Source organism: Methylomonas koyamae (assembly GCF_006483455.1).
GTDB classification, from domain to species: domain Bacteria; phylum Pseudomonadota; class Gammaproteobacteria; order Methylococcales; family Methylomonadaceae; genus Methylomonas; species Methylomonas koyamae_B.
The window spans coordinates 22,850-42,433 of the sequence record NZ_PPPU01000058.1; the positions used below are offsets into that span (position 1 = coordinate 22,850).

At 54.2% G+C, this 19,584-nt stretch carries 7 protein-coding genes; 6 read left to right on the forward strand and 1 reads right to left on the reverse strand.

Annotated features, from left to right (window positions below; translation table 11 throughout):
* The first annotated feature begins 124 nt into the window (after positions 1 to 124).
* The 3 genes from C2U68_RS20105 to C2U68_RS20115 all read left to right on the forward strand — a co-directional run bounded on the left by C2U68_RS20105 (position 125) and on the right by C2U68_RS20115 (position 15,318).
* On the forward strand, positions 125 to 10,408 hold the full coding sequence (locus C2U68_RS20105) for a cadherin-like domain-containing protein (protein WP_186289687.1): 10,284 nt from the start codon (positions 125 to 127) through the stop codon (positions 10,406 to 10,408).
* A gap of 339 nt (positions 10,409 to 10,747) precedes the next feature.
* Positions 10,748 to 13,441 carry a diguanylate cyclase gene (locus C2U68_RS20110; RefSeq protein WP_186289688.1) on the forward strand — a complete coding sequence of 898 codons (2,694 nt, stop codon included), beginning with the start codon at positions 10,748 to 10,750 and terminating at the stop codon, positions 13,439 to 13,441.
* Between the two features lie 458 nt (positions 13,442 to 13,899).
* Complete coding sequence (locus tag C2U68_RS20115; RefSeq protein WP_140914259.1) at positions 13,900 to 15,318, forward strand: esterase-like activity of phytase family protein; 1,419 nt, start codon at positions 13,900 to 13,902, stop codon at positions 15,316 to 15,318.
* Positions 15,319 to 15,441: 123 nt separating this feature from the next.
* Here C2U68_RS20115 and C2U68_RS20120 read toward each other — a convergent pair whose 3' ends face one another.
* Positions 15,442 to 16,314: a WYL domain-containing protein gene (locus C2U68_RS20120; protein ID WP_140914260.1), complete on the reverse strand. Its 873-nt coding sequence runs from the start codon at positions 16,312 to 16,314 to the stop codon at positions 15,442 to 15,444.
* A 138-nt stretch (positions 16,315 to 16,452) separates the two neighbouring features.
* Here C2U68_RS20120 and cas3 point away from each other — a divergent pair, with 138 nt between their 5' ends.
* From cas3 to C2U68_RS20135, 3 genes are read left to right on the forward strand one after another with little or no spacing between them, the layout of a single operon-like run.
* Complete coding sequence (gene cas3 / locus C2U68_RS20125) at positions 16,453 to 19,017, forward strand: CRISPR-associated helicase/endonuclease Cas3 (protein WP_140914261.1); 2,565 nt, start codon at positions 16,453 to 16,455, stop codon at positions 19,015 to 19,017.
* A 41-nt stretch (positions 19,018 to 19,058) separates the two neighbouring features.
* Positions 19,059 to 19,298 carry a type II toxin-antitoxin system Phd/YefM family antitoxin gene (locus tag C2U68_RS20130; RefSeq protein ID WP_186289689.1) on the forward strand — a complete coding sequence of 80 codons (240 nt, stop codon included), beginning with the start codon at positions 19,059 to 19,061 and terminating at the stop codon, positions 19,296 to 19,298.
* On the forward strand, positions 19,298 to 19,579 hold the full coding sequence (locus tag C2U68_RS20135) for a type II toxin-antitoxin system RelE family toxin (RefSeq protein WP_140914263.1): 282 nt from the start codon (positions 19,298 to 19,300) through the stop codon (positions 19,577 to 19,579). Before C2U68_RS20130 ends, C2U68_RS20135 begins: the two co-directional genes overlap by 1 nt.
* The last annotated feature ends 5 nt before the right edge of the window (positions 19,580 to 19,584 follow it).

Genomic DNA, 19,584 nt, shown 5'->3' on the forward strand with positions numbered 1-19,584 from the left:
TCGTCTCAATCACAGACTGAATCTGCCGGAACGGCTAAACTCTGCCTATATCTCGACAGCCGGACATTGATGGTGCCGGCTATTTTCAGTCTACCGGCGTGAGTTTGGGACTATGCATTCGAAATTGCGTCAAACACATTATCACTCCAAACCGATTCTGGAGGAGTTGGAATCCCGGCAATTGTTTTCTGCCGGCGTCGAAGGTCTGCTCACCGAGCCGATGCTGGACCCGAACGCGGTCTATGCCAATGCCAATCCGGCGCCGGTCGCGGAAACCCAACAGCCGCCGGCACAGAATTCCGGCAATCAAGCTCCCCGCAATGAAATCGTATTTGTCGACACTCGCGTGGACGGCTACCAGACGCTGCTCAACGATATCAAAAGCAGCGACGTCTCCGACCGCAACCTGGAAATCATTGCGCTGGATAGCAACAGTGACGGGATCCAACAAATCAGCCAAGTTCTGGCCGAGCGGGACAACCTGGATGCGGTGCATATCATCTCCCACGGCAGCGACGGCAGCCTGGATTTGGGTAACAGCCAACTCAATTTCGACACCTTAATTCGGAACCAAACCGACATCAGCGCCTGGGGCGATTCGTTCAATCAAAACGGCGACATCCTGCTGTACGGCTGTAACGTCGCCGAAACCCAGTTCGGGCAGAGCTTTGTCGACTATTTGGCCGGGATTACCAATACCGAAATCGCCGCATCGGCGGATGCTACCGGCAGCGCGGATTTGGGTGGCGATTGGCAGCTGGAATATCAAACCGGAGAAATCGACACGCAAATTGCGCTTAGCGAAGCAGAGCAGAGCAACTGGGAAGGTTTGATGGCGGTTACCGCCAATGGCTCTATTTCATCGACCAATTCGACCAGTGCATCTAGTCTCACTTGGTCACATGGTGTCGCGACCGGGACCAATAGCGCATTGTTTGTGGAGATCGCTTTAGACGATCCAACTGTCAATGTTAACAGCGTGACGTACGGTGGAGTCGCGTTAACTCAAGTCGGCAGAAGCGCGAACAACCATGCTGTGGAAATTTGGACTTTGGTAAATCCCACTGTAGGTTCGGCTAATATAGTGGTTAGCTTGTCAGGCACGACCGGCGTAGCGGCAGGTGCAACAAACTACAACGGTGTAGCTCAATCTACAGCCTATTACGGGTTTGTCGGTGCTAGCGGCACGGGCACCACGGCTTCCGTAACGGTAGCCAGCGCCAGTGGCGATCTGGTTATCGACTCTCAATATTGGCAAGGCATACCTAGCGGCGGCGCCGTGGGAAGCGGTCAAACACTTCTGTGGCAGAGGCAAAATGCCGTGTTGACTGGCGGCTCAACCTCCGAAGCCGGAGCGGCCTCTGTGGTTATGAGCGGCAGCTTTTCGTCTTCCGCCCAATGGGAAATCGCGGCGGTGTCGATCAAGGCTGCATCAACTTGGGCGCCAACTATCACCACCAGCGGCGGTTCGTTGGCCTATACCGAGAATGCTGCAGCGACCATTATCGATAGTGCTTTAACTGTCTCCGATGCTGACGGTTCTTATCTAGCCAATGCCACCGTCAGTATTTCCTCCGGTTTTGTCAGTGGCCAAGATACGTTGGCGTTTACCAACCAAAACGGCATCACCGGCAGTTGGAACGCCAGTACCGGCGTCCTGACCCTGACCGGCAACGCCAGCGCTGCCACTTACCAAACGGCATTGCGCAGTATTACTTACGTGAATTCATCGGATGCGCCGAGTACCGCGACACGCACAGTCTCGTTCACGGTTAACGACGGCTCCTCCTCCAGTGCCACCGCAACCCGTAATATCACAATCACGGCAGTCAATGACGCACCGGTCAATACCGTGCCCAGTGCCCAAACCACCAATGAAGACACGAACAAGGTGTTCTCATCGGCTAATGGCAATGCGATTACCATTGCCGATGTCGATGCCGGCGGTGCCAACAACGAAATTACCTTGACGGTAACCAACGGCACGCTGACTTTAGCCGGCACCACCGGCCTGACCTTTGTAGCCGGCGACGGCACGGCCGATGCCACCGTGACTTTCCGGGGCACGGCCAACGCTATCAACACCGCTTTAAACGGCCTAACCTATACGCCGACCGCGAACTACAACGGCAGCGCCACCTTGACCGTGTCGACCAAGGATTCAGTGTTATTGAGTCTGGATATCGACACCAGCCTGAAGGGCCGCTATACCTTCGATAACACCGGTGCGTTGGGCACCGACACTAGTCCGGCCGCCGCCTATAACGGTACTGTGGTCAACGGCACATCGGTTAACGACGCTACACGCGGCAATGTACTCAGTTTGGCTGGCGACGGTTATATCCAAACCACCGGCCGTTACGGTGACTCGGCGAATGTTACGTTGGCCGCTTGGGTGAATGCCAGTAGCGTCGATACCAACGGAGGCGAAGTCATTTCGCTCGGCGATAGTGTCGCGGTTGGTTTAAACGGTAGCGGTCAGGTACGCGGCTTTTTCTACAGCGGCGGCACCTGGACAGAAACCGTTTATTCAACATCTATAGTAGGAACCGGCTGGCACCATTTGGCTTACTCGTTCAATGATGCCGGCAATGCGGCCACACTCTATGTTGACGGAGTACAGGTAGGCACATTAGGCACGACTGCCTCTATCTCTTACACCTTGGGCGCAAATAGCTTTATAGGCAAACATGGCAACAACCTGACTACAGTTGATTTTTCCGGCAAGATTGACGATGCTCGGATCTACAGCCGTGCTCTCACGGCAGATGAAATCGCCACGCTGGCTTCCGATTTGACCAAAACCGACACCGATACGGTCGCGGTTACCGTGGCGGCAGTCAACGACGCCCCCAACGATCTTTACGCCATAAATGGCATGGCCGAATCCAGCCTAGTTGGTGTCTATGGCTTCAATAACCCATCCAGCCTGGGCCGCGACGATGCCGGCAACAATGCGCCGATAACCTTCTACGGCAATCCGGGCCAGACCATAGGTCCCAGCGGCTCCGGCGCACTTGATCTAGCGGGCGGATCATCCGGGCAATATGGCGATATTGTCGGCATCACCACCGGTGGTGCCATGACCTTTGCCGCTTCAGTAAGGTTCGATAGCACCGGCGATTGGCAGCGGGTGTTCGATTTCGGCCAAACCACTAGCGGCGGAATCGGCAACGTCTACGTCGGTCGGGAATGGAACACCAACAATCTGACCTTTACCATTGAAAAAAACGGCGTATATACCTATCGCGCCACCGCTAGCAATGCCATCAGCAATGGCTCATGGCTGCATTTCGCCGCGACGGTAGATGCGACAGGCAATATGAACCTCTACGTCAATGGCAACTTGGCGGCGTCCACCGCCGGCGTGGCATTGGAGACAGGCGTTCGCAGCAATAATTTCATCGGCAAATCGCATTGGGGCGGCGACGCGGCGTTTGATGGCGCCATCGACAATTTCGTCGTCGCCAATGGCGTGATGAGCGCGTCGCAAGTGGCGGCACTGTATCAACAAACCAGCGGCTTTACCGTCGCCGAAAACGCCGCCAACGGCACTGTGATCGGTACGGTGGTGGGCTTCGATGTCGACGCCAGTGCCAATCCCACTTACAGCTTAACCGACAGCGCCGGTGGGCGCTTTGCTATCAACGCAACCAATGGCACCCTGACGGTAGCGGATGGTTCCTTGTTGAATTACGAGGCGGCTACCAGTCATTCCATCACCGTGCAGGTCACCGACTCCCTGGGTGCAAGCTATTCTGAAACTTATACGGTCAACCTGTCGAACGTGGTCGAGGCACCTTCAGCAACCAACCTTAGCGCGTCCGAAACCTATACCGAAGATACTCCGCTTAATCTGACCGATATCGTCATAACGCGCGGCGACAGCGCCACCGTTACCGCCACCTTGACCTTATCCAATGCCGCAGCCGGCAGTTTGAACACCGGCACTTCAGGCGCGGTGACCTCAACGTACAATGCCGCTACCGGCGTTTGGACCGCCAGTGGCGCAGTGGCCGACGTCAACACCTTATTGGCCGGCCTGACCTTTACGCCAGCAACCAACTTCAATAGCAATTTCACCATTGCTACCAGCATCAGCGACGGCGTGCTGGCGGCTGTGACCGGTACTAAAGCGATGACGGGTATAGCGGTGAACGATGCGCCGGTTATCAATGTCGTTAGCGCGAGAACCACAAATGAAGACGTAGTTAAGCGTTTTTCGGCTTGGATTGGTAATGCCATTACGATCTCTGATGCTGATGCCGGTTCCTCTAATCTGGAGATGACGATTTCCGCTACTAACGGCACAGTTACTTTAGGCGGGTTGGTCGGATTGACATTTTCTGTTGGCGATGGCACGGCAGATACCACAATGACGTTCCGTGGCACTCTAGCAGCCATCAACACGGCTTTGGATAACATCGATTACATGCCAGACCCCAATTACAGTGGGCCGGGCGGTATGCAATTTACACTCAATGATTTAGGCAATACCGGAACCGGTGGCGGGCTGGTAGTAACTGCGACTCAGGTCATCACCGTCAATCCAGTCAACGACGCTCCGACGGCAACGATCACCCCGGCCAGCTATAGCGCCACCGAACAAACCAGCCTAACTCTACACGGTACCGGGCTGAGTATCGCCGATGTCGATGCCGGTAGTTCCAGCGTGCAGGCAACCCTATCGGTGGTATCCGGCACCTTGACAGCCAGCGCCGGCACGACGGGGGTGACCGTATCCGGCTCCGGCACCAGTTCAATCACTTTGACCGGTAGCCTCAGCCAAATCAACGCTCTGCTGGCCGGTAATGCCAGCGGATCGTTGAGCTATATCATCAATTCCGATACCCCGCCGGCCACCGATACCTTGACCCTGAGCGTCAACGACCAGGGCAATACCGGCTCGGGTGGCGCACTGACCGGTTTTGATGTGGCGACGATCAACATCACGGCGGTCAACGATGCACCGGTCAATACCATTTACGGTGATGGCACCATTGTGCCGGAAGACTCGGTAATTCAATTGCTGGGCTCGGTGGTGATCGCCGATGCCGACAGCGGTTCGGGTACGCTGACCACCACACTATCGGTCAGCGCCGGCGCCGGGGTGCTTTCCGCAACCTCCGCCGCCGGTGTGACGATCAGCGGTAGCGGCACCAATACTTTAGTACTGTCCGGCGATGTGGCGTCGATCAACGCCTATTTTGGCTCGGCGGCCACCGCACCGGTGTTTACCGCCACCGCTGACTATAACGGCGCGGTTTCTTTTACCGTGGTGACCACGGACAACGGCAATTCCGGCAGCGGCGGCGCCTTGTCGGATAGCGATACCATCAGCGGTTCAATCTCGGCCGTTGCCGATATCGTTAACGACAGCGTTACCACCAATGAAGATACCCCGGTCACCTTCGACCCACTGGCTAACGATACCTTTGAAAATTCCGGCCGCTATATTTCGGCTATCGACGGCACCAGCGTCAGTAGCGGCCAAACGGTCGCCATCACCGGCGGCAGCGTCACACTTAATGCCAACGGCAGCTTGACCTTCACGCCCACCGCCAACAGCAACGGCGCGACCAGCTTCAGCTATACCGTGACATCCGGAGTAACCACCGAGACCGCAACCGTTGCGCTGACGGTCAATCCGGTCAACGACACCCCGGTACTGACCAGCGCCAGCCTCACCTTGAACGAGGGCCAAACAGTCACCCTGACGGCGGCCAACTTCGGCGTGACCGATCCGGATAGCAGCAGTCTTACCTACACGCTCGGCAGCATCTCGGGTGGTTATTTCCAGCTGACGACCAACCCCGGCGTCGCCGTCACCAGTTTCTCCACTGCCCAACTCGGCGCTGGTCAGGTGCAGTTTGTCGATGACGGCAACGAGGTTGCGCCGAGTTTCAGCGTGACCGTGAGTGATGGTGTTTTGAATTCCAATACCCTGGCAGCCACGGTGAACTACACCTCTGTCAACGACGCGCCTCATGTCACCTGGGCAGGTAATTATCCGTTCGGCACCGATGAAGACACCGCTTCCGCAGGGATTAGCGTCAATACCTTAATCATGAACGGACCTGTCGGTTCAGTCGGATATAGTGATGCGGATGGCAGTTCTTTGAAGGGTATGGCGGTCATTGCGAAGACGGGTAGTGGCAGCTGGGAGTATTCGACTGACGGCGTAAGCTGGAACGACTTTGGTACGGTATCCAACACCCATGCCTTGCTCTTGGAGAGTAATACGCAAGTTCGTTATGTCCCGAACGGTTCCGGTGCAGAGGTAGCCCAACTGCAAATTCGCGGCTGGGATCAAACGACGGATACGGCATCCTCAAATCTTGCCGCATCCTATGGCAATGCATCGATCAACGATTACGATCATGCCTATTCTTATGAAATTGCAACGGTGACATGCACGGTTTCAAGCATCAACGACGCACCGACCCTGGCGAACGCCATCGCCGATCAGAACGCCACCGAAGACAGCGCCTTCTCGTTCCAGATTCCGGCCAATAGCTTTGCCGATATCGATGCGGGAGATAGCTTGAGCTACAGCGCCACGCTGGCGGATGGCTCCGCGCTGCCGAGTTGGCTGGCCTTCAACCCGGTTAACCGAACCTTCAGCGGCACACCGTTGAACGCTGACGTCGGCAGCATCAGCGTCCGCGTCACCGTCACCGACAGCAGCAACGCCAGCGTGTTCGATGACTTCACGATTACCGTCGCCAACACCAACGACACACCAACCGTGGCGAACCCCATCGCCGATCAGAACGCCACCGAAGACAGTGCCTTCTCGTTCCAGGTTCCGGCCAACACCTTCGCCGATGTCGATGTGGGCGATGCACTGAGCTATACCGCGACCTTGGCCGATGGCTCGGCACTGCCGAACTGGCTGACGTTCAATGCCGCCACGCAGACTTTCTCCGGTACGCCCGCCAATGCCGACGTGGGCTCGATCAGCGTCCGCGTCACTGGTGCCGACAACAACGGTGCCACGGTTTACGACGATTTCGCCCTGACCGTGACCAATGTCAACGATGCGCCGGTTTTGAACTTGACTGACAATGCCTTTACTTTTGTGGAGAACGCCTCCCATGTCAGGATTGGCAGCAGCGCCACGCTGGTTGATGTTGACTCACCCAATTTCGCCGGCGGGACCTTGACCGCAATAATAACCGGCAATGGCACAGCGGAAGATCGACTCTACTTGGTCACTCAAGGAAGCGGCCCCGGCCAGGTTCAAGTCGTGAACGCCAATGTCTTCATTGATGGAAATTTGGTTGCTACCACGGTGGGCGGAGCAGGGGCAGGAAGCCCGTTGGTTGTATCTTTTACCGCGAATGCCGATGCGTCCGCTGTGCAAGCGGTCGCCAATCGTGTGAGTTTCCGTAATGTCAGCGAGAACCCCAGCGGCTTACAACGCACGGTGGAGATGGTGGTGACCGATGGTGATGGCGGCACCAGTAACACCGATTCGGTGCTGATCAACGTCACCCCAGTCAACGACGCACCCGTTATGACCGCTGCATCGCTCACGCTGAACGAAGGCCAGACCGTCACGCTGACAGGTGCCAACTTCAGCATCAGCGACCCTGACAACACCAGTTTCACCTACACGGTGAGTAATGTTACAGGCGGTTACTTCCAGTTGAGCGGCAATGCCGGTGTCGGTGTCACCAGCTTCAGCAGCGCGGATCTGACCGGCGGTCTGGTGCAGTTCGTCGACGACGGCAACGAGGTCGCGCCGAGTTTCAGTGTCACGGTCAATGATGGCGCCCTCGACTCCAATACTCTGGCCGCTACGATCAATTATACGGCCGTCAACGACAATGCCCCGGTGATCAGCTCCGGCAGCAGCGCCAGCGTGAATGAGAACAGCGCCGCCAGCACGGTGGTCTACACCGCCAGCGGCAGCGATACCGACGGGGATAGCCTGAGCTGGAGTCTGAGTGGAACTGACGCGGCCTTGCTGAGCATCGACGCCACCACCGGCGAAGTGACCCTCAACGCCGCGGCGGATTACGAAAGCAAAACCAGCTACAGTTTCAACGTCGTGGCCAGCGACGGCACGTTCAGCAGCAGTCAGGCCGTGACTTTGACGGTCATCAACCTAAACGACAACACTGTCAGCACCATCACCGATAGCAACTCTGGCTCGAACACCGTCAATGAGAATGCTGTTAACGGCACCGTGGTCGGTATCACCGCCCTGGCGACCGATGCCGATGCCGGTGCCACAATCAGCTATAGCCTGACCGACGATGCCGGCGGCCGCTTCGCCATCGACAGCAATACCGGCGTGGTCACCCTTGCCGACGGCAGTCTGCTGGACTACGAGACCGCCACCAGCCACAGCATCACGGTGCGGGCGACCAGTTCGGATGGTTCAACGAACAGCCAAAGCTTTACGATCGCTGTCAGCAACCTGAATGACAATCCTGTCTCGGCGATAAGCGACAGCAACGCTTCCGCCAACAGTGTGGCCGAGAATGCCGCCAATGGCACCGTGGTAGGCATCACGGCTCTAGCCACCGACGCCGACACCGGTGCCACGATCAGCTACAGCCTCAGCGACGATGCCGGCGGCCGTTTCGCCATTGACAGCAATACCGGAGTGGTTACCGTCGCCGACGGCAGCTTGCTGGACTACGAGACCGCCACCAGCCACAGCATTACGATACTGGCAACCAGTTCGGACGGTTCCACCAACAGTCAGACCTTCAGCATTGCCGTGACCAATGTCAACGACAATCCGGTCAGCACCCTTACGGACAGCAACGCCACGGCGAACAGTGTCGCCGAGAACGCCGCCAACGGCACAGTGGTCGGCATCACGGCTCTAGCCACCGACGCCGACAGTGGCGCGACCATCAGTTACAGCCTCAGCGACAATGCCGGCGGCCGCTTCGCCATCGACAGCAGCACCGGTGTCGTCACCGTCGCCGACGGCAGTCTGCTGGACTACGAGAGCGCCACCAGCCATAGCATCACGGTGCTGGCGACCAGTTCGGATGGCTCGACCAACAGTCAGACCTTCAGCATTGCCGTGACCAATGTCAACGACAATGCCCCGGTTCTAAGCAGTGCCGATATGACGTTAAGCGAAGGTCAGACTGTGACTCTTGCTGTATCCAACTTTGGCGTCAGTGATCCGGATAACACCAGTTTTAGCTATATTGTGAGCAATGTTAGCGGCGGTTATTTCCAAATAGCCAGTAATCCAGGTGTCGCCATCACCAGCTTCACAACCGCCCAGCTAGTCGCCGATCAAATTCAGTTTGTCGACGACGGCGATGAAGCGGCGCCGAGCTTCAGTGTTACGGTCAATGATGGCGCGTTGGAATCCAATACCGTGGCCGCGACGATCAACTATACCGGCGTCAACGATGCGCCAGTCATCGGTAGCGCGACACTGAGCTTGAGCCAAGGCCAGACCGTTACGCTGAGTGCCGCCAATTTCGGCGTCAGCGACCCTGATAGCGCCAGCTTCACTTACACAGTCTCCAGCGTCAGCGGCGGTTACTTCCAATTGACCGGTAACCCCGGTGCCAGCGTCACCAGCTTCAGTAGCGTCCAGTTGGCTGCCGGCCAAGTGCAATTTGTCGACGACGGCAATGAGGTGGTTCCGAATTTCAGCGTCACCGTCAACGATGGCTGCGCGAGTTCTAACCTGGTGAATGCCGAAATTACCTACTCAAGTAGTGACGATAACACAAACGGTTTTCGTGAAATAATTAGATACAATCAGACAAATGTTTCGGATCGTAAAGAGCAAACCGAGCAGTCTGTAGGCGATAAAGTACTAAGTTCCGCCGCTATTTTCGATCAAGTTAATAATGTTTTTGGCGAAAGTGTTGCTGTTAGTCAAATAGTCAATAACGAGATTGATGGCATAAATAACGTTGATATTTTAGTTTCGGTGGATCAAGGTTTATCGGAAGTTGACAAAAGTAATGTCAAGTTATCAGCTTATGTGCCGGATAATCTATTGCAGGAACAGCGTCGTGATAGCGTCAGAAAACAGAACTTTCAATTAAAAAACGCCGCTTTGGAGCAATACAGCATCGATACCGAATCTGTCCTGTCCGAACAAGAGGAAATAGAGTTTTGGAATAGATTGGATCACATTCGCCAGCAGATGAGCGATCCTGACGCCGTTGCGGATGCTAACCCGGTAAACGTTAAAATCATACTGGGTACTAGCGCGAGCCTGACTGCCGGTTTTGTGAGCTGGATACTACGCGCAGGATCGCTGATGGCGAGCTTTATGTCTACCGTGCCGTTGTTGAAACGGTTTGATCCTTTGCCGGTTCTAAGATCCGCCAGGAAAGATGCGGATTCTGTAGCCGGAAGCAAAAAAGATCGATCATCAAACCCGGCCGACTCGGAAGATAGCGATAAATAAGTATCGATTTATTTTGGTTTAGTATTTTGCCGTAGTTTTTTTAATATCATGGATTCAGTAAAAAATACCATTGGCGTTTTGTTGCCGGCAATGCGAATAAGTTTTGCATTGGTAATGCTGGCAATCTGCTTGTTATTTGCGGCGGAAATGCTGGGGTTTATGCCTGATAAGTCTAAATTTCTATTAGAATCGCGCAAGCATGTTAGCGAGTCTCTGGCGATTCAGTTTTCCACTTTGGCTGCTGATCAAGATCCTCAAAAAATAGAGAGGATGCTCAATTTATTGATTAAGCGTAATTCCGATATTTTATCTTCCGGTATTCGGCTCCAGAATGGAGAATTGATTTTTCAAACTGGGGACCATAGTCAGGAGTGGCGCGATTACGATAGTCAAAAATCGACCTCGACTTATTTGGTGGTTCCAATTTATCGAAATTCTGAAAAATGGGGCGAAATCGAATTTAAATTTGTACCGATATCCGGTGAGTCGTTATCGGATTTTCTTGAACATCCCAGCTTTAAAATAGCGATATTTTTTCTGGTCGTCGGCTTCTTTATTTATCTGGCGTTCATGCTCAGAACTTTAAAAATGCTTGATCCGAGTGCCGTGATTCCGGATCGGGTCAACGCGGCTTTCGATACGCTGGCAGAGGGGGTCATTATCATCGACGAGCGGCAGCAAATTGTTCTGGCGAATCGCTCGCTACTGCAGAAGATCGGCAGTCCTATCGGTGCCTTACTCGGCAAAAATGCTTCCAAACTGAATTGGAAAAGTGCGGATGAAACCGACTCCGAGGTTTATTTGCCTTGGCAAACCGTGCTGAAATCAGGGAAAAGTTCCAAAGGCGCTCATTTGATGTTGGTTAATCCCAGCGGCGAAAGCTTTAAATTCGCGATCAACGCCTCGCCGATTTGGGGTGGGAACGATACCGCGCAAGGCGTGTTGATAACACTCGACGATATTACGGAGCTGGAGGAGCGTAACAGTCGACTACAGACCATGGTCAACAGGCTTGAAGAGAGTCAGGCGCAAGTCCAACAGCAGAATAAGGAATTGCATTTTCTCGCGACCCGCGATTCGCTGACTGGCTGCTTGAACCGTCGGGCTTTTTTCGAACTTTTCGATAAAGCCTTTAATGAAGCCTTACAAAACGACCTTGAGCTGTCCTGCGTCATGGTGGACATCGATCACTTCAAGGCGGTAAACGACAACTACGGCCATGCGACCGGAGATGTGGTCATCAAACTGCTGGCCGAGGTGCTGACCACCAATACCCGCAAGGTCGACTTGGTGGGGCGCTATGGCGGCGAGGAATTTTGCCTGGTGTTGCCCGGTTTGAGTGTGCAGGAGGCCGTTACGGTTGCAGAGCGGATTCGTCTGCGGATTAAGGCTGAATCGGCCGCCCGCTTCGAAAATGGACCCTGGGTTACCGCCAGCCTGGGGGTGGCCGGCATTGTCGACAAACCGGCCGATCCAGCGGAATTGAACAAGTTTGCCGACGAGGCGCTCTATGTTGCCAAGGAATCCGGTAGAAATAGGGTCGTCCGCTGGCAGTTAAAAAATCAGTTTTCCGAAAACGCCAAACCGGAAACGCCTCTCCCAGAGAGCCAGCCGGCTACCGGCAACGATACCGCTTTAACAAGCGGCACCGTTTCCGAGTTGCAATCCCGTGTCGACGAACTGGAACTGATCGCGTCGCAGATTTCCAGCGAACTCGATTATTCCAAGCACTATGACCAACTGACCGGTTTGCCCAATCAGGTTTTGTTCTACGACCGGGTGCGCCAAGTCATCGAGCGGGGGCAACGCTATAGTCATTTGGCGGCGATATTCGTGGTCGATATCGGTATGTTCGGCATGATTAACGCATCCTTGGGGAATGTTGCCGGCGACCATATTTTGCAAGAAGTTGCCAATCGGCTGAATTCTACCTTCAGAAAAAGCGATGACATCTCGCGGCTAACGCTCTCTCGGATCGGTGGGGACGTGTTTGCGGTCTTGATCCCCGAGTTGCCCAATAAAGAGGTCATCACTTGGATGGTCGAGCGCTTGATGGCGGCCTTGGCGACGGCGATCGAAGTCGATCAAACCAGTATTTACCTTACCAGTCACGTCGGCATCAGCGTATATCCCGCCGATGCCAGTACGGTAGACAGCTTAATCAACAACGCGATTGTCGCGAAAACCTTTTGCAAAAAGACAACATCCGAAACCGGTTTCCAGTTTTTCGACAACCACATGCAGGATTTGTCGATCCGGCATTTGCGTCTGGATAAGGAGATACGCAACGCGATTCAAAACCAGGAATGGGAGTTGTTCTATCAACCGAAAATGGACATCGCCAACAAAACCATTGTCGGGGTGGAAGCTTTGATTCGTTGGCGGCACCCTAGCCGTGGGCTATTGGCGCCGTTCGAGTTTATTGATTTTGCCGAGCAGAGGGGTTTGATTGTCGCGATTGGAGAATGGGTGATCCGAGCCGCGTGCGAAAAGTTGAAGTATTGGAGCGAACTGGGATATTCGGACCTTTGTATTGCGGTGAATTTATCCCCGGTGCAACTAAAGCAAGACGATTTTGTTGACAGGGTTTTTGCCATCATTGCGGAGTATCAGATTTCGCCGCGGCAACTGGAATTAGAAGTGACCGAAACCACCCTGATGAGTAACTTTCAGGCGGCATTGACCTCGCTAAAGCGGCTCAGCAGTAGAGGAATTGCAATATCGATTGATGATTTTGGCACGGGTTATTCCTCTCTCAGCTATCTGAAAAATTTGCCGGTCGATAACCTCAAAATCGATCGCTCTTTTATCAAAGATCTATGCCACGACGAGAATGATCAAAAAATCGTCAAGATGTTGATCAACATTGCCCACTCAATGAGTATGATCGTGATTGCCGAAGGCGTGGAAACACAGGGCCAGTTCGATATTCTGGCCGACTACGGTTGCGACGAAATTCAGGGATATTTGCTCAGCCAACCAGTACCTGCCGGGGAAGTGATACACATGTTGGCTAAAGGACGGCCCAATTAGGCACCTGATTTCACCGGCTAACATCGCTCGGCCGCTCTGGACAACAGACGAGGTTCAAAATAGGCGATTGACCCGGATTGAACGAGCGCTTATCTCGGTGCCCATGAGTTCCTTACCCGACCCTGTTTCAACACTGGAATCCGCTGGGCAGCATGGGGCCAATGTCGTTAAGTTAAGCCGTTCGTGGTGAGATTGTCGAACCATGAATGGCTTAACCATTCGCCCTTCGACGGGCTCAGGCCGAACGGTTAATCCTAAAGTTTACGACATTGGCCCTGAGGGGGCGTCTTTCGTCAGTTTTAGCATCCGCAAAAGCGCAAAGGCAATCAGTATTCCGGGCCGGGTGAATAGTGAGCCAAGCGCAGTCGCGGGTGGGGGAACCCGTCACGTCGATGTAACAAACGCCGGATAAAGTTGAGAATCCGATCACAAGATTTTCAACCATTCAGGAATCCGTTATGCGTGTTACACCCAGTTTACTGATGGCCGGTTTGCTGCTGGCCGATACCGTTTCCGCCGCGCCGACCTTCGTCAACGGTTTGGCAATTTCCGGCGCTACCGCCGACCAGTTCGGCAGCAGCGTCAACGACGGCCGGGTCGGCTTCTTTTCCGACATTTATTACGACACTCACCGTAACGAGTGGTGGGGCCTGTCCGATCGCGGTCCGGGCGGCGGCAGCTTGAACTACGAAACTCGGGTGCAGCGCTTCACGCTGGACATCAATCCGGTATCCGGTGCGATTTCGAACTTCCAGATTGCGCAGACTTTGAAATTCAGCAAAAACGGTGCTGCCCTGAACGGCTTGGCGCCCAATCCGACCAACGCACTGGGTAATGCTTTCGATCCGGAAGGCATTGTGGTCAATCCCAAAAACGGCAATTTACTGGTGTCCGACGAGTACGGCCCGTCGCTGTACGAAATCGACCGCAATAGCGGCGCCGTCGTCAAAACCTACGCCACGCCGACCAATCTGATGCCGCGCAATGCCGCCAGCGGCGTCGCCAATTACGCCGCCGATACCGGCAACAACGCCGGCAAACGCACCAATCGCGGCTTCGAAGGCTTGGCCGTCAGCCCGGACGGCAAATATGCGTTTGCAATGTTGCAAAGTGCGATGTTGGACGAAGGCGCCAGCAGCGGTTCCGTTAACCGTATCGTCAAATTCGATACCGCGACCGGCGAGGCCGTAGCGCAATACGCCTACCAAATGAAACGCTCCGGCCAAGGCCAGGGCGTGTCGGCGCTGGTGGCCCTGAACGACCACGAGTTTTTGGTGTTGGAACGTAACAACCGCGGCATCGGCGTCGGCGCCGATCTGGCGACCGCCGACAAGGAAGTTTATAAAATCGATCTGGCCGGAGCCACCGATGTCTCCGGTATCGATCTGGATGCGGTCGGCGCGGTTTACACCAAGGTCACCAAATCCAGCCAATTCCTGGACCTGGACGCCAATACCCTGGCCGAACTGGGCAATAAATCGCCGGAAAAATGGGAAGGCCTGGCGATCGGGCCGAAACTGGCCGACGGCAGCTATCTGTTGCTGGCAGGCACCGACAACGATTACAGCGTCACCCAAAATGCCGGCGGCACCCAGTTCGACGTCTATTTCCGTTTCAGCGATGCCGACCCTTACGCCGGCTCGATTCAATGCCCGTTGGGCCAGACCGAGGCCTGCGTCTGGACCGCAAACGGCAGCGCGGCGACGCTGAGCGCCGAGTACCAACTGCTGCCCGGCGTCCTGCATGCCTATAAAGTATCCGCGGCCGACTTGGGCAATTACGCGGCGCCGGTGCCGGTCCCGGCCGCGGTGTGGTTGTTCGGCAGCGGCGCTCTGGGCATGTTGCGTCTGACCGCCAAGCGCAAAGTCGCCGCGTAACGGCTGCACCCCGAGCCTTGCGCGCCGCCGGTCAAACCCGCGGCCGCAAGGCATCAACGGTTTGGTTAGGATAGGGCCATCGAAAACGTCCCGGAATTCGAACTGTTCCCCAGCATTAATGCATTAACCGAATTCGGTATAAGGCTCCAGTTCGGCCCGGTTCAACAGGACGATTTGTTGCGCCATGGCCTCGCGCTGCAAATCGTCGGCGCCGATTCTCGCCGCCAACAAAAAGTACGGCAATAATGCCGCTCTGACCTGAACCGCATGCCGGCCGTCAACCATCCCGTAATCGCGTTCCACCGCCCGCTTTTGCGAATCGCTCAAGCCGGGGTGGGGGCCGATCTCCACTGTCAGCAGTTGTTCCCAGCGGCTATCCGGCGGAATCGGCGCATCCGGTTTGCCGGCCGCCGCCGCGGAGTGAATCCGCGCCAACACAAAATCGCGGTATTCGCCGTGGCTCAAACTATAGGCCCGCATGTGCCAGCGCAAACCGTCGAATACCAGCGTTTTCGGCTGTACCAGGCGCCGGGCCGGTTCCGGGGTGGACATGGATTGGTAACCGATCTCCAGCAAAGAACCGAAACGCGCGGCCTGCAATACCGGTTTCAAAACGGCGATATCGACCAGCCGCGCCGGCGGATTGACCGTCTCGACCGCCGGTAAATTGCCGACCAGAGCCAGCAGCGGCGGTGGCGAGTCTCGGCTGGCCTGCAATACCTGCAAACATTCCTGCGGCTGGCCGCTAATCAACAACGGCACGAATTGCTCGGTAATCAGATAGCGCTTCAAAGATAGGTCGTAGCGCAAATTGCCGGGGCGTAACGACGAATACAGGCCAATGTCCTTGGTGGCCTGTACCCGGCTGATGGCAAAAGTATTGGTCAAAAAACCGGTCGCCAGCTCCCCGGTCCAGAACACGGTCGCCTCCAAAAAGGTCAAGCGTTGGCGGACGTCCCACTTTAACGAGGTTATAACGGATTCGGCGTCGCTCATAAAATGTGCTAAAAATTATTGCATGTAAACTTTGTTTCAGGTTAAAGTCTACTCCGAACCGGTCAAACCCGCAGCGTTAATTCGAAAACCCTGTCGGCTGATCCTGGGCGAAAGACTAACGTTTCAACGAGGCGAAAAATGACAGAACCAGCGGCGTACTTCCGCTATTGGGGCAAAGCCAAACCCGAGGCCGGCGACGCCCCGGCGTATCACTTGCTGCCTTACCATTGTTTGGATGTGGCGGCGGTGGCCAGTTGCTGGTGGGAGCAAAGTAAAAGTTTGCGCCAACAATTTACCCAATCCATGCAGATGGAAAGCGAAGAGCAAGCAAAAGCCTTGATTCTGTTTTTTGTCGCCTTGCACGATTTAGGCAAGCTCGACATCCGCTTTCAAGCCAAAGCGCCACATGCGCTATTACACTTGCAAGCCGATGCCAGTTTTAAAAATTTAGATGAAGATTATTCTCACGGCCCGGCGGGCTATTGGTGTTTTATCCAGGAATATCAGCACTACGGCATTCAATTTGGCAATAAAGATGCAGCGTTTGATTGGTTGCAACAAGTCGCGGGGCATCACGGCGCAATTCCTGGATATGCTGAATTTATCTATCCAGCGTTTGCTGAGTCCTTCATCCAACGCGATCAACAAGCGCGAATCGATTGGATAAACGACTTAGCTGAACTGTTTCAAATCGATTTAAACGCGATTCCCGAATCCGTGCCGCCCATGCTGGCCGGTTTTTGTAGTGTTTGCGATTGGATAGGCTCCAGCGACTATTTTCCTTACGAAAGCACGCCCAATATCCCTTTAAATAGTTATCTGGAGTCGCGACGTGCACAGGCAGAGGAAGCCTTAACGGCATTTGGTATTTTTGCTCAGCTTAAAACCAATAAGACTTTGGAAGCACTGTTTCCCGGCTATGCCCCGCAAGGCTTGCAAACCCTCGTCGAGCAGTTGCCGCTTCAACAAAATTTGACACTCATTGAGGCTCCTACCGGCTCCGGTAAAACCGAAACCGCCTTGGTTTATGCCGCCAAAATGCTACATGCCGGTTTGGCGGAAAGTATTATTTTTGCCTTGCCTACCCAAGCGACAGCCAATGCCATGCTGGATAGGCTGGAAAAGATGGCCGATTATTTATTCAAAGACGGCGCAAACGTGGTTTTAGCGCATGGTAAAAGCAGCTTGCAGCAATCATTGCAAACCATTAATCGCACAACCGTCCAAGGTCAGGAGGAAGCCAGCCAGCAAGCGGTAAGTTGGTTAACCGCCAGTAAAAAACGCGCATTTCTCGGGCAAATTGGGGTTTCTACTATCGATCAGGTATTGCTCTCGGTGCTGCCGGTTAAACACAAGTTTGTCCGCGGCTTTGGCATCCAAAAAAGCCTGTTAATTGTCGATGAAGTTCATGCCTACGATAGCTATATGTATGGATTGTTGGGCAAGGTACTACAGCAACAATATCAAGCCGGTGGCAGTGTTTTGCTGTTATCCGCCACCTTGCCACAAAAGCAACGGGAGGATTTGGCCGCCAATTGGAATAAAAGCACCGTCCCGAAAACGGATGTTTATCCGTTGATCACGCAGATTTACCGCGAAAAACCGTTAGAAACGTTTGCGATTAGCGATAGCCAACAACTGCCAACCTCGCGCGAAGTGTTGCTGGAGACATGGCAATTGCCCGAACTGAAATTCGATGAATCCAGCTTGCAGCGGATCGTTGATGCGGCAATGCAAGGTGCCAAAGTTGCCGTGATCTGCAATCTGGTGGCGGATGCGCAATTGCTTGTAAAGCGCCTGGCCGATGTCGCAATCGACACGCAGATTCCCGTCGATTTATTTCATTCCCGCTACCGTTTTGTAGACCGGCAACATTTGGAAAAAACCGTCAAAACGCTTTACGGCAAAGACAATAGCAAACGTGCACAAGGTGGGCGCATCTTGGTTGCTACCCAAGTCATCGAACAGAGTTTGGACTTGGATTTCGATTGGCTCATCACGCAATTATGTCCGGTCGATTTGTTGTTTCAACGCATGGGGCGCTTACATCGTCATGCACGACCCGGCCACGAAAGGCCGCGAAACTTTAGATCGTTGCCAAGCTGTGTTGTCGTCGTGCCGGAACAGCCGCTGGATTATGGCTATACCGGCCAATATGTTTATCAAAATACCCGCGTGTTGTGGCGTACCGAACAGCTTATTAGCAGCCCAAGCGTCGTATTTCCTCAAGCCTATCGCGATTGGATAGGCAAGGTTTATCAAGAACAGCCATGGGAAAACGAACCTGCCGCCATTACCGAAGCCGCCGACAAATACCAACGCGAAGTGGATGATAACAAGCGGCGCATCGCCAAATTAGTTACTGAATCTAAAGTCAATCCCTTGCCCGATGATAGCGATAAAGCCACCACGTTGACGCGCGACGGCGAAATGGGGCTAACCGTTTTGCCGGTAATTGTGGAAGGCAGTCAACGCCTGACTCTTGAAGGTGAGTTGCTGGATAAGGACAGCAAAAACTACTGGGAATTACTGAGTCTGCATGGTGTTCCAGTACCCAGTTCATGGAGCGGTTTATTGGCCGGTTGCCTGGAAGATGGCGTGTATTTTTTGGCCATGCGGCAAGAAAAGGAACAATGGCAAACCGCTATCAACGGGCAGGCCATTTTTTACAGCAAGGTATTAGGTTTATGGGTGGAAAAATGATTAAAATGGACAAAACATCCATTTCTAATGAGGGGGACTTTATGAAAATTATCAACGCGACCCAAGCCAAACAAACCTTTGGCGAATTGCTGAATAACGCCCAACAGGAACCGGTGGCGATTCAAAAACACCAAAAAGACTTTGCCATTCTGTTGTCGTCGGCGCGTTACCAAGAGCTGTTGGCGTTTGAAGACCAATGTTTACATGGCTTGGCCGTGTTGGCAGAGCAAGAAGGCTTTATTGGTGTAGAGGCTAGCAAGAAATTATTGGATAGCATCTGATGCGCCAACTGGACTTCACTAAATCCGCAGAACGCAGTTTGCGGAAACTGGCCGAATCGGATCAGCGTGTTGCCAAGCAGGTCAAAATCAAGTTGCTGGCCTTGCTGCAAGAGCCGCAGCCGCAGGAGTCCCTGAAAATGGTGGGTAATCCGGAGTATTTGCGGGTTCGCGTCGGCAAGTACCGCATCATTTACCGCTTCGACGAAACCATGCTCTACATCGTGCTAATCGCCAAACGCGAAATTGTTTACGAAGAATTTGCCCGACTCATGAACCGATAAGGCTA